Below are 11,697 nucleotides of genomic sequence, written 5' to 3'. Positions count from 1 at the left end.
GGTTTGTCTGGATTCAGGCTGCCGAGCGTCTTGTTAAGGATTCAGTCTGCGGCGCGTACGTCCTGAGCTGAGATAATCCGCGATATAGTCTTGCGAAATCTCACCGCTGTAGCGTCCTTCCTCATCGACGATCGGCATCCAGACGGTGTTGTGCTCATACAGCTTGGATAGCACCACGCGCAGATTCTCTTCAGCCTTACCCGTCACTTTGAAGGTATGCAGCATCTCCTCGCAGCGTCCGGCAGCATTACGTGCTTCGCGACGCTTCACAAATCCCAGCGGCTTGCCATCATTATCTACCACGGTGACCGATCGCATGTCGTTGTCATCCATGGTGGCGAACGCCTCCTGCAACGGCGTGCTGCGCTGCACGGTGATAGTTGGCTGTTGATCGGTGACGTCGCCCGCCTGCACCAGCAGCAGGCGTTTCAGCGTGCGGTCCTGTCCAACAAAAGAGCCGACAAAATCATTGGCCGGTTTTGCCAACAGCTCGTCGGGGCTAGCGCACTGTACGATTTTGCCCTGTCCAAACACCGCGATGCGGTCACCCAGTTTGAGTGCTTCATCAATATCATGGCTTACCAGCATTACGGTTTTCTTCAACTGGCGCTGCATTTCGAGAAACTCATTCTGAATCACTTCACGGTTGATTGGGTCGACAGCACCAAACGGTTCATCCATCAGCAGTACCGGTGGATCAGCAGCCAGCGCGCGGATCACGCCGATACGCTGCTGCTGACCGCCGGACATTTCTCGTGGATAGCGATTCAGGAATTTGCTGGGATCGAGCGCCACCATGCTCATTAACTCGGTAGCACGTTCGCGGCAGCGCTTTTTATCCCAGCCCAGCATGCGCGGCACCACGGTAATGTTTTCTTCGATGGTCATGTTGGGGAACAGACCAATCTGCTGAATTACGTAGCCGATATTTCGGCGCAGCGTCACAGTATCTTGTCCGCTGGTGTCTTCACCGTTGATCAAAATCTTTCCGCTGCTGGCTGGGATCAGACGGTTAATCATTTTCAGCGTGGTGGTTTTGCCACAGCCGGAAGGGCCGAGCAGCACGCACATCTCTCCGGCAGGTACTTCCAGGCTGACGTTGTCCACGGCGTTGAAGGCGGTGCCGTTTTTTTGTGTAAAGGTTTTCGTCAGGTTTTCCAGTTTTATCATTATCGAATCCCCTTAGGAGTCAGCGCCGACTGCAAACGGTGCAGTAGCCAATCAAGCACAATCGCTAATAAACAAATCATTAATGCACCGGCAATCAGCATGCGCACATCACTGCCGCTGATGCCATCCAGCAGTTGTAATCCCAATCCACCTGCGCCGATGACTGCGGCAATCGCCATCACGCCAACGTTCATGACAACCGCAGTACGGATACCGCCGAAGATTACCGGCAGCGCCATCGGAATTTCGACCCAGCGCAGGCGCTGCCAGAAAGTCATGCCTATGCCGCGACCGGCTTCACGCAGCCCTGGCGACAGGTTTTCCAGTGCGGTGTGGGTGTTACGCACAATCGGCAGCAGGGAGTAAAGGAATACCGCGCAGATAGCGGGCAGCGCACCAATACCTTGACCGATCATGGAAAACAGCGGAATCATCAGACCAAACAGCGCGATGGTTGGAATCGTCAGTACGATGGTGGCGATACCGAGCACCGGCGTCGCCAGCCATTTAAAGCGCACAATCAAAATGCCCAATGGCACGCCAACAATGATGGCGAATCCCACTGCAACCAGCACCAGCCAGGTATGCTGCCAGGTTAAGGCCATCAGGGTGTGCCAGTTACTCATGATGTAATGCAAAGTCTCCATGACGCCTCCTTACAGCATGTTTTTCGATTGCAGGAAATCACGCGCCACCTGCTGCGGTGACTGATGATCGATATCAACACGTTTGTTCATCTCGGTGATCGCTTCGTCGGTGATCAGCGGTGAGAGTTGATTGAGGGCCGCATCCAGCCCCGGATGGCTTTTCAACACATCCAGACGTACGACTGGCGTGACGTTGTAACTTGGGAAGAAATGCTTATCATCTTCCAGCACCTTGAGTTCAAAGCCTTTTACTCGGCCATCGGTGGTATAAATCAAGCCCGCATCGACAAAACCATCACGTACCGCGTTGTACACCAATCCCGGGTCCATCTGGCGAATCTGCGGGCGATCTAGCGGCATGTCGTAGGCTTTCTGCAACGGCTTCAGGCCATCGGAACGGCCGGAGAACTCTAAGTCGAGCCCGAGTTTCCAGTTGTGGTCGGGGTCGGTTTTGCGCACCTGTTCCAGTTTGGCAACGAGCTGTGACATGGTGCTGATGCCTTCTTTATCGGCGCGTGCACGCTGCATGGCAAATGCATAAGTGTTGTTCATTGGCGCGGGATCGAGCCACACCAGGCCCAGTTTGGCATCGAGTTGTTTAACGGTTTTATAAGCCTCTTCAGATGACATCGGTTTGTTGATGTGGTTAAAGATGATCAGCGAGGTACCGGTGTACTCCCAGGTCATATCGATTTGCTTGTTGATCATCGCATTACGACCAATCGTGGTGGCGATATTGGTCTTAGGGACCACCTGAAAACCTTTCTTTTGCAGCCAGAGCACGGTCATGGCAGATAAAATATGCTGTTCGGTAAAGCTCTTGGTTGCCATCACAATCGGTGTTGCCGCGGCGGCGGATTGGCTGATGGCCAGTGTGGCGGCCAGTGCCAGCGCGGTGTGTTTCACCCAGCGCGTTAAGTTATGCGTTTTACCCATCACTTAGCTCCTTGTGTTAAGCCGCAGAGTGCGGGCTGAGGAAACGACCCAATGCTGCCAGCAGCAAATCGAGGATCAACGCAAACAGGGCGGTGGCCACGGCGCCGAGGATCAACGTAGGGAAGTCATTGAGGTAAATGCCGGGGAAAATCAGTTCGCCAAAACTGCTGGCACCAATCAGGAAGGCCAGCGGTGCCGTACCGACATTGATGGCGGTCGCAATGCGCACACCCGCCAGAATCACTGGCAAGGCATTGGGAATTTCTACCTGACGTAAACGCTGGAATTTGGTCATGCCGATGCCGTTGGCAGCTTCAATCAGTGACGGCGGTACGGCGCTTAATCCGGAATAGGTATTACGCACGATAGGTAACAATGAGGCGAGGAACAGGGCGATTAACGCAGGCCGATCGCCAATCCCGACAATGACCATGGCCAGTGCGAGAACAGCCAGCGGCGGCAAGGTATTCCCGACGTTAAAGATCTGCATCACATATTCAGCCCAACGACGAGCAAACGGGCGGCTGAGCAAAACCCCGCTCGGAATGCCAATCAGCAGGGCGAAAAACATTGACCAAAACACTAAAAACAGATGCTGCTGACCCAGATAAATTAAGTCTTCTTGCCGGTCGCGCAACGTATTCAACCCGATTCCCCAAACCAGCAGGGCAATCACCGCGACGATGGCCAGTAGTGCCAGCCCGGCTCTACTAACGAGCGATGCATTTTGCATGCGAAAGTCTCCCTGATTCGACAAATTGTTCGATCTTGTTATGTCATTTCACGGTTGAAGGCGTAGTGGAGAACAAACCACATACGAAAATCCTTCACGTTAATAAATTGCAGATAAAATGACTGTTAGATGGTGCTTTTCCAGCGAATAACTGGAAAGTGCTGTTAAAAGCTATAGCAATGCTTAGCGTATTGCGCCAGTTTTCACGGCAAAATCAGACAGATAGAAGGGCGGTTAAAACCTTCTTAACCCGCATGAAGTAAGGCATCATCTGACAATAAAAAAAATTCATCGAATTATGTGACATTGTCACATAATGGGCGCACGCAGAGGAAACTCGTCTGATGGAAAATCAGCTAGCCTTGAGAGAAAAAGGGAGACGTATGACTGAAACTGCAGAATTGAACACGGAACATCGCCACTGGATCCTTATCGCCTGCATGCTCGCCATGTTTATGGCCGCGATTGAAGTCACCATTGTGGCGACCGCGATGCCGACCATTATTGCTGAACTCGGCGGTTTCTCGCAGTTTGGCTGGGTCTTCTCTATCTATTTGCTGACTCAGGCGGTGAGCGTGCCACTGTATGGTCGGCTTGCTGATATGTGGGGGCGTAAACGACTCTTTTTCATTGGCGTTTCGCTATTCCTAATCGGCTCGGTATTGTGCGGTTTTGCGCATACCATGACGTGGTTAATTCTGTTTCGCGCGTTTCAGGGGCTGGGGGCAGGCGCGATTATGCCGCTCACCAGCACCATTGTGGCCGACATCTACTCCCCGCGCGAACGTGCCCACGTGCAGGGATGGCTTTCCAGCGTCTGGGGTGTCGCGGCTATTATTGGGCCACTGAGTGGTGCCTGGCTGGTTCAGCACTTTAACTGGTCGGTGATTTTCTGGGTGAACGTGCCGATCGGTCTGTTTTCCATGCTGCTGTTAGCGCGTTTCTTACCGGCGCGTGAGCATCACAAAGGGGCAACACTGAATCTTACCGGCAGCTGCTGGCTGATGATTTGCGTTACGGCACTGTTAGTGGCGCTGTTGCAGGCGGATGCCCTTGGTTACTGGTTACTGGCATTCCTGTTATTGGCATTGCTGGCGGGCTGGCAATTAAAACAGCATGAACAGCGAGCTGAGGCTCCGCTGTTTCCTCTGGCTATCTGGCGCAGCCGGTTAATTCTGGCAGGCAATGCCGGTAATCTGATCATCGGTGCCACCATGATGGGCATCAGCGCGTTTCTGCCAACCTGGATTCAGGGTATCACCGGTGGTACGCCGCTGCAGGCGGGTAGCGCGTTGGCGATGATGTCGATTGGCTGGCCGCTGGCCAGTACGTTGAGTGGCCGATTAATGCTGATCACTTCCTACCGTTTTACCGCGCAACTCGGTGCCTTGTTATTGATTGCGGGCAGCGCGCTGCTGCTGCTATTGCGTACCGACAGTTCAATCATGCAAGCCGGGCTCACTGCTTTTGTCATCGGCACCGGCATGGGCATGACCAGCACCACTTTTCTGGTGTCGGTGCAAAACCATGCGCACTACGACATTCGTGGCATCTGCACCGCGTCTATTATGTTTAGCCGCATGCTGGGTTCAGCGATTGGTACTGCGCTGATGGGCGCGGTACTGAACTTCAATCTTGCGCAGCGTCTGCCACAGGCCAGTGATCCGATGCAGCAAATCATGTCACATGAAAGCCGTCAGTCACTGTCCGAAGCGACGTTGCATCAGTGGACCGGACAGATCGCTGCTTCGCTGCATTGGGTGTTTGTGGTGGCGTTAGTGATTGCGATGCTAACGTTGTGGATTGCGTGGTTGATGCCGCGTCAGCGGCCAGAGGCAGAATAGAAAAGGGCGGCCATTAGCCGCCCTTTCAGTATTACTGCGCGGGAGCATCCTGTGAACTGCCTGCGCTTGCCGGGACATTGCTTTCACTGTCTCGGCCGTTTTTCTTGTACACAATTTTCTGGCTGTCATTTTCGCAGTGACCCACTACCTGGCCGCCCGCTTGATCGGCCTGATCGTTAGGCACGATATCCAGCGTAAAGTCCGATTCGGCCACGCCGTTACTGACGATCTTCTTACTGATATCCGCTTTAACAGTTTCACAGGAAGCCTGCGCCAGCATCGGCAACGCCAGCATTGCCATCAACATCACTGCATTACGTTTTTTCATCACACTCTCCTTGGTTCTGAATTCCCTTGAAAACTATAGCAGCAACAGCGAATTAAGGGGCGATCGTACGGCCGGTACGACGATCAAGGCAGCGCAGAGTGTTCGGTTCCCAATACGCATTGACGTTATAGCTCTTCTCGCAGCTATCACGGGTGTCAAAAGCTTTATCGGTTTTATCGAACTCTTTCTCGACGCGCGTGTTGACCTTATTGCGCAGATTCTTCGTGTCGTTCCACTGTTCTTTGCTTTGACGCGCGGCTTCGTTGCTGGAAGCACTGTTGCCGTTCTCAATGATCAGGCGGTCAGTTTGGGCCGATGCCAGCGGTGCAGTCAGCAGCGCGCCGCAGGTTAACGTCACAGTCAGCAGGAGAGAAAACAGGTTTTTCATTGTGATTTCCTTTAGTTAACACCAGCACAGCCAGAAACCCGGCTGTCACAACCATGAGGGCTAGTATATCATCGCTGCAACTTTGCTCACCAGCGGTGAGCCTTTTGTTTAGGCGAGAGAGAGATTTTCTATGCTGGTGAAAACCACTTTACTGTTTTTTTTGACTGCGATTGCCGAAATTGTCGGCTGTTTTCTGCCGTGGCTGTGGCTGAAGAAGGGAATGACCGCGTGGCTTTTACTGCCTGCAGCGGCGAGTCTGGCGTTGTTTGTCTGGTTGCTGACGCTGCATCCGGCAGCAAGCGGTCGTGTGTACGCGGCTTACGGGGGTGTCTATGTGGTGACGGCGCTAATTTGGCTGCGCGTGGTGGATGGCGTCAAGCTCAGTACATGGGATTGGATTGGCGCGCTTGTAGCGTTTAGCGGCATGTTGATTATTGTCGCTGGTTGGGGCCGGGCGTAAGCGATGGGCGCAACCTGTGCGCCCGTGACAATATTCAGCCTTTATGCACTTTCAGACCCGCAAGCGTCTGGGAGACCGGCATGATTTCCAGCGTATTGATATTGACGTGTTTAGGCAGTGTCGTGACCCAATACACCGCTTCAGTGACATCTTCCGCTGTCAGCGCGGTGGTGCCTTCGTAAACGGCATCCGCACGCCCATCATCGCCTTTGAAGCGCACATTAGAAAACTCGGTGCCACCCACTAAGCCCGGCTCGATATCGGTGACGCGCAGCGCGGTACCGTGCAGATCGGTACGCAGATTGAGGCTGAACTGGCGCACGAATGCTTTGGTCGCGCCATAAACGTTGCCGCCCTGATAAGGCCAGCTGCCCGCGATGGAGCCGATGTTTACGATGTGACCGACATTGCGCTCCACCATGGCGGGCAGCACGGCACGCGTCATGTACACCAAACCTTTGTTGTTGGTGTCGATCATATTTTCCCAGTCTTCAATATTGGCTTTGTGCGCGGGCTCGATCCCTAATGCCAGACCGGCATTATTCACCAGCACGTCGATTTCACGCCACTCTGCGGGCAGCGCAGCGATAGCTTCATCGATAGCGGCGCGATTACGCACATCCAACTGAACGGTATAAAGGTTGGCACCCAACTCCTCTTTTAGCTCTTTCAGACGCTCTGCGCGGCGTCCGCTGGCAATCACTTTATGACCATTAGCGATGAAGCGACGGGTGATGCTCTCACCAAAACCGGCGGTGGCGCCAGTGACAAAAATAATCATCTCACTGTTCCTTAAACAATTGTACGTCAATGTTAACCAATTGATTTTAAATTTAAAAACCAACAATGAAACTCTACGAATTATGGGCGGGGGAAGCGAGATCATTTTGTGAGTGCCTGGTTGAGCAAATTTACCCGGCTGTAATCAGCTCTCCAATCCATAAACCGTATACATCATAAACCATCTATGCAGGCTCATGGTCTTTGTGCGTTGCGATAAATGTGGGATTAGCCGCTGTGGAGGGAATTTAACATGCGCAACAATCTGGCTTTGAGGAGGGCGGAGGCACGGGCACAGCGCTGCGTAACATGGGTCAATTCATGCTAACAGGTTGCATGCTTTGGTTGATTCAAGACATGCTGCTGCTTTTATGACTCACCGAGCCTGACGTGTGCTATCTGGCTGGCGGTGAGAGGTATTCAATTCATAACCGGATTCGGCCTGCTGTTTGCTCAGCGTTGCGAACGAAAGCGAACCTGGCATCGCGGTTTATCACCACGATACCAGGCGCCTGTTTGGCACAGTGAATCAGAAAGAACTCCAGTTATCCTCTGGGGAGCTTCCCGCTGTAGCCAGCGCTGTACGCGATTTTAGCGGAGAGAGAACCGGTTTTTTCACTTGGCTTTCAGCTTTGGGTATCACCGCATCAGCGCTCTCCATCAATTTAAACGTACTGACCAGTTCTGCCATTACGGCGGCCTGCTCGGACATGGACTGGGCTGCACTGGCTGACTCTTCAACCAACGCCGCATTCTGCTGCGTGGTGGTATCAATTTGCCCCATCGCGATATTGATTTGACCAATACCATCGCTTTGTTCGCGGCTGGCATGGGCAATTTCTTCAATCAGCTGCGTCATATTGTGGATATCAGACACAATACTGGTCATTCCCTGATCGGCTTTCACAACCAGCTCCCTGCCTGACGTCACGCGTGCAACCGTGTCATCAATTAGTGTTTTGATCTCGCGCGCGGCACCCGCGCTGCGCTGCGCCAGACTACGCACTTCGCTGGCAACCACCGCGAAGCCTCTTCCTGATTCTCCCGCTCGCGCAGCCTCAACAGCGGCATTCAGTGCCAAAATATTGGTCTGGAAAGCAATGCCGTCAATCACCTTAATAATTTCGGACATTTTCTGCGAATCGTTCGAGATTTCCTGTATGCGTGTCGAAACATCGTTCATTACGGCACCGTTGTCTCTGACCGCGGAGGCCACGCCACTAACAAACTGGCGCGCCTGCTCAGTATTACTGGCGGTATTGCTCAGCGTTGAAGTCAGCTCTTCTAACGTGGCGGCCGTTTCCTCCAGGCTTGCTGCCTGTTCATCGGTACGAGAGGCCAGATCATTGTTGCCACCGCTGATTTCACTGGAAGCAAGCGCGATGTTGTTGGCACCTTCACGCACGCGGAGCAGCACGCCCGAGAGTTTTTCAACAAAGCGGTTGAATGCCGCTGATATCTGCGCCAGCTCATCGCCGCCGCGCACTTCCAGGCGACGCGTCAGATCACCTTCCCCTGAAGCAACGTCTTCCAGGGCGTCGCGTAAAATGGCGAGGCGACGCAACTGCTGGTTGAACACCAGCCCGGCAATCAGCGCGGTAATAATCAGACTCACCAGGGTGATGAGGATGCTTTCCCGCTGTAATGTCGTCAGCGATGCCGTCACTTCATCACGATCAACGGCGATCACCAGTGACCACGGCGTCCCTTTTACCGGAGAGGCGTAAACGAACTGCTGTTCACCGCCGATGGTCAGTTCAGCATGCCCACCCTGACTGGCCAGATTTTGGATAACTTTGAGGTCGAGTGAAGGTGACAACTCAGTGACCGCCTTGAGAATAAGGTCAGACTTCGGCGCGGCAATCAATTTACCGCTGCTGTCCACCAGGAATGCAAAACTCTTCTCCAGTGGATGAATCGCATTCACCGTATTGGAGACGGTATCCAGGTGTAGATCGCTGCCGATCACACCCAATGTTTTTCCGTTATCGACAATCGGCTGAGCAAAAGTAATGGTCAGCTTGCCGGTTGAGGCATCAACATAGGGGTCCAGCAACACCGGATGGCCAGCTTTTACCGTTTCCAGATACCACGGACGCTGGCTGCCATCATAGGTGGCTGGCATAGGATGGACGAACACATGGGAATGAGGCTCAGGATAGACGATATAGGCATCATCAAACTCGCCAGCTTCGATCGCCGCACGCAGAAAAGGGACCGCATCGTCATGACGACCAAAAGCCGTTTTGATCGAACCGGTGATACGTTGTTTTTCTTCTGCCCAGCCAGCCAGTTCAGCCGCATGAACGCGGGAGAGCTGGCCAATGCGCTCATCAATGCTTTCAAGTGTCTTTCCACGCACGGTGGTGTAGGTAAAAGTGGCAAGTGCGATAAGAGATACTGCCGTGATGACCACGCTGATAGCGATTAAACGCGAGCGTATTGTTTTAAACATGTTTACCTTCCACCCAACTGGATCACATTAGAGGTTTGATTTTTCCAGAATGCGTCCTGCGTCACTGAAAATACGGAATACGTTCTCTGTTATCGGTAATCCCATCTAAAACTGTAGGGAACCGATTGCGCGGTGGAAGAGTATTAAGGCACTAAAAGGGAAGGGAGTCAGCGCGCCCGTCGTCCTGATAAAGATACGGGCACACTATACTTAACGAAGCGAGCGCTCAAATGCACTCGCTGATACCGCTTAACTTAACGCGACGAGGGACAGCTGATGCGAGTCGGTATAACGGTCAGTGGCCAATGGCATCGCGTCCTCATCAACCTGGAACTGCGTCACCGACTGCTGCAAATTCACCACCTGCTGTTGCAGTGAGCTGGCAGCGGTTGCCACTTCAGCCACCAGTGAGGCATTCTGTTGTGTTACACCATCCATCTGCTGTATAGCGATGTTGATCTGCGAGATGCCGCGCGTCTGCTCGCCGGAAGCCAGCATCACTTCATCCATGATATCGACCACTTTTTTCACATCGAGCATCACTTCATTCATGGTGACGCCAGCATCTTTAACCAGTCCTGAACCCTGCTCAATATTGCTGAGCGAGTCATTGATCATCAGGCCAATTTCCTTCGCGGCGGTGGCGCTGCGCTGAGCCAGCACTCGAACTTCCGAAGCGACCACAGCAAAACCGCGTCCCGCTTCTCCTGCACGCGCGGCTTCAACTGCTGCGTTCAAGGCCAGCAGGTTAGTCTGGAAGGCAATGCCGTCAATCACACCGACGATGTCGCCGATTTTTGCCGAGCTTTTCTCAATAGAACTCATGGTGGTGACCACTTCAGACACCACTGTTGCACCACGCGAAGCAGATTCTGAAGCCTTCTGCGACAATGCGTTAGCTTTGCGCGTGTTGTCCTCATTGTTTTTCACTGTCGCCATAATTTGCTCCATGCTGGATGCCGTCTCATCCAGTGAGGCCGCCTGTTGCTCAGTCCGGCTGGAGAGGTCGATGTTGCCCGTCGCGATTTCTTCAACGCCGGAGCCGATCGCATCGGTGCCACTGCGGACCATCAGCACCATGTTTGCCAGGCCATCGCGCATACGCTGTACCGCGGCAAACAATTGCGCAATTTCATTTTTACCGGAGATATCGATGCGCGCACGTAAGTCACCTTCGGCGATGCGATCAAACACGTTGATCACATGATTGAGCGGCTTAACGATAAGATTGGTCATCACCGACCAGGCCAGCGCGGCCAACACCAGCGCACAGGCGATACAAAAGTACAGCGTAAACGCCATATGCTGAACCCGATCGCTGGAGTCACTGTAGGCGACATCAATACTTTTAATTTTAAAGGCCACCAGCGCTTTAGAGGCTTTATCAAAGGCACCGTACAACGCCGTTGATTTCCCTGCACGCTGGCGGTATTCATCCAGTTTGCCTGCTTCGAGCGCGGCAAAAGCCGGATCGATAAACTCTTTCATCAGCGCATCGCGTGTGGTGGCCATTTCAGCCGCAATTGGCTTCTCTGCTGAGGATTGTGGATATTTCAGATATTCCTGCCATTTCGCACTGGCGTTATCTATTTTACCTCTGGCGCGCTCAAGCGCGACTTTGGCTTTTTCGGCATCGCCACTGCCCACCAGTGATTCATATAAACGCAAATCCAGTCGTCCACGTAATAAAAGTTCTGAGCTTTCATTGAGCGCCACCAGGCCCGGCAAAACTTCGGTATCAACGGTGGCAAAGGATTTATTGCCAGACTGTACGGCAAATAACCCTAAAATACCGACGAACAGCAATAATGCTGTTAATGAAAAAACCATGATGCTGAGGGCGGTGCGGATCTTTATTCTATGAAACATAACTATTCCCTGAGAACGTTTAATTGAAAAAGATGAAGGCGTAGTAACAATGATTTTTTTATTAAAAGGGGAAGTCATGAGTGTGAC

The 11,697-nt window shown here is 52.9% G+C and carries 11 protein-coding genes; 2 read left to right on the top strand and 9 right to left on the bottom strand.

What is annotated here, in order from left to right; translation table 11 throughout:
• Positions 1 to 33: 33 nt before the first annotated feature.
• The 4 genes from osmV to osmY are packed head-to-tail and all read right to left on the bottom strand — an operon-like array spanning position 34 to position 3,486.
• The gene (osmV, locus tag QMZ65_RS01020; protein WP_097117094.1) at positions 34 to 1,170 is read right to left on the bottom strand and encodes an osmoprotectant ABC transporter ATP-binding protein OsmV; all 1,137 of its coding nucleotides are present in this window, start codon (positions 1,168 to 1,170) and stop codon (positions 34 to 36) included.
• Positions 1,170 to 1,817 carry an osmoprotectant ABC transporter permease OsmW gene (osmW, locus tag QMZ65_RS01015; RefSeq protein WP_034823432.1) on the bottom strand — a complete coding sequence of 216 codons (648 nt, stop codon included), beginning with the start codon at positions 1,815 to 1,817 and terminating at the stop codon, positions 1,170 to 1,172. The genes osmV and osmW overlap by 1 nt, the downstream gene beginning before the upstream one ends.
• Positions 1,818 to 1,826: 9 nt before the next feature.
• A complete protein-coding gene (locus QMZ65_RS01010; protein ID WP_097117096.1) occupies positions 1,827 to 2,753 on the bottom strand; it encodes a glycine betaine ABC transporter substrate-binding protein in 927 nt (308 codons plus the stop codon).
• Positions 2,754 to 2,769: 16 nt separating this feature from the next.
• Positions 2,770 to 3,486: an osmoprotectant ABC transporter permease OsmY gene (gene osmY, locus QMZ65_RS01005; protein ID WP_034823434.1), complete on the bottom strand. Its 717-nt coding sequence runs from the start codon at positions 3,484 to 3,486 to the stop codon at positions 2,770 to 2,772.
• A gap of 383 nt (positions 3,487 to 3,869) precedes the next feature.
• Between osmY and QMZ65_RS01000 the strand changes: the two genes are divergently transcribed.
• The gene (locus QMZ65_RS01000; RefSeq protein ID WP_160832953.1) at positions 3,870 to 5,330 is read left to right on the top strand and encodes an MDR family MFS transporter; all 1,461 of its coding nucleotides are present in this window, start codon (positions 3,870 to 3,872) and stop codon (positions 5,328 to 5,330) included.
• Positions 5,331 to 5,361: 31 nt separating this feature from the next.
• Here QMZ65_RS01000 and QMZ65_RS00995 read toward each other — a convergent pair whose 3' ends face one another.
• Together QMZ65_RS00995 and QMZ65_RS00990 are read right to left on the bottom strand one after the other, a co-directional pair.
• Complete coding sequence (locus tag QMZ65_RS00995; RefSeq protein WP_034823436.1) at positions 5,362 to 5,658, bottom strand: DUF1161 domain-containing protein; 297 nt, start codon at positions 5,656 to 5,658, stop codon at positions 5,362 to 5,364.
• 52 nt (positions 5,659 to 5,710) lie between these two features.
• The gene (locus QMZ65_RS00990) at positions 5,711 to 6,046 is read right to left on the bottom strand and encodes a DUF1283 family protein (protein WP_160832952.1); all 336 of its coding nucleotides are present in this window, start codon (positions 6,044 to 6,046) and stop codon (positions 5,711 to 5,713) included.
• Positions 6,047 to 6,176: 130 nt separating this feature from the next.
• Between QMZ65_RS00990 and QMZ65_RS00985 the strand changes: the two genes are divergently transcribed.
• Entirely contained in the window at positions 6,177 to 6,506 is a 330-nt protein-coding gene (locus QMZ65_RS00985; RefSeq protein ID WP_176505722.1) for a YnfA family protein, read from the top strand.
• A gap of 34 nt (positions 6,507 to 6,540) precedes the next feature.
• Here QMZ65_RS00985 and ydfG read toward each other — a convergent pair whose 3' ends face one another.
• The 3 genes from ydfG to QMZ65_RS00970 form a co-directional block, all read right to left on the bottom strand.
• On the bottom strand, positions 6,541 to 7,287 hold the full coding sequence (gene ydfG / locus QMZ65_RS00980; RefSeq protein ID WP_097117098.1) for a bifunctional NADP-dependent 3-hydroxy acid dehydrogenase/3-hydroxypropionate dehydrogenase YdfG: 747 nt from the start codon (positions 7,285 to 7,287) through the stop codon (positions 6,541 to 6,543).
• Positions 7,288 to 7,815: 528 nt separating this feature from the next.
• A complete protein-coding gene (locus tag QMZ65_RS00975) occupies positions 7,816 to 9,741 on the bottom strand; it encodes a methyl-accepting chemotaxis protein (protein WP_097117099.1) in 1,926 nt (641 codons plus the stop codon).
• Positions 9,742 to 9,990: 249 nt separating this feature from the next.
• On the bottom strand, positions 9,991 to 11,610 hold the full coding sequence (locus QMZ65_RS00970) for a methyl-accepting chemotaxis protein (protein WP_097117100.1): 1,620 nt from the start codon (positions 11,608 to 11,610) through the stop codon (positions 9,991 to 9,993).
• Between the last annotated feature and the right edge of the window lie 87 nt (positions 11,611 to 11,697).

This window comes from Pantoea sp. EABMAA-21, from assembly GCF_030053335.1.
GTDB lineage: Bacteria > Pseudomonadota > Gammaproteobacteria > Enterobacterales > Enterobacteriaceae > Pantoea > Pantoea communis.
Note: the sequence above shows the minus strand (reverse complement) of the source record. Positions and strands in the feature narration are given on the sequence as shown.

What these genes read in the sequence shown, in the direction of transcription:
- osmV (WP_097117094.1), bottom strand. Translation starts at nt 1,170, where the DNA reads ATGATAAAACTGGAAAACCTGACGAAAACCTTTACACAAAAAAACGGC.
- osmW (WP_034823432.1), bottom strand. Translation starts at nt 1,817, where the DNA reads ATGGAGACTTTGCATTACATCATGAGTAACTGGCACACCCTGATGGCC.
- QMZ65_RS01010 (WP_097117096.1), bottom strand. Translation starts at nt 2,753, where the DNA reads ATGGGTAAAACGCATAACTTAACGCGCTGGGTGAAACACACCGCGCTG.
- osmY (WP_034823434.1), bottom strand. Translation starts at nt 3,486, where the DNA reads ATGCAAAATGCATCGCTCGTTAGTAGAGCCGGGCTGGCACTACTGGCC.
- QMZ65_RS01000 (WP_160832953.1), top strand. Translation starts at nt 3,870, where the DNA reads ATGACTGAAACTGCAGAATTGAACACGGAACATCGCCACTGGATCCTT.
- QMZ65_RS00995 (WP_034823436.1), bottom strand. Translation starts at nt 5,658, where the DNA reads ATGAAAAAACGTAATGCAGTGATGTTGATGGCAATGCTGGCGTTGCCG.
- QMZ65_RS00990 (WP_160832952.1), bottom strand. Translation starts at nt 6,046, where the DNA reads ATGAAAAACCTGTTTTCTCTCCTGCTGACTGTGACGTTAACCTGCGGC.
- QMZ65_RS00985 (WP_176505722.1), top strand. Translation starts at nt 6,177, where the DNA reads ATGCTGGTGAAAACCACTTTACTGTTTTTTTTGACTGCGATTGCCGAA.
- ydfG (WP_097117098.1), bottom strand. Translation starts at nt 7,287, where the DNA reads ATGATTATTTTTGTCACTGGCGCCACCGCCGGTTTTGGTGAGAGCATC.
- QMZ65_RS00975 (WP_097117099.1), bottom strand. Translation starts at nt 9,741, where the DNA reads ATGTTTAAAACAATACGCTCGCGTTTAATCGCTATCAGCGTGGTCATC.
- QMZ65_RS00970 (WP_097117100.1), bottom strand. Translation starts at nt 11,610, where the DNA reads ATGTTTCATAGAATAAAGATCCGCACCGCCCTCAGCATCATGGTTTTT.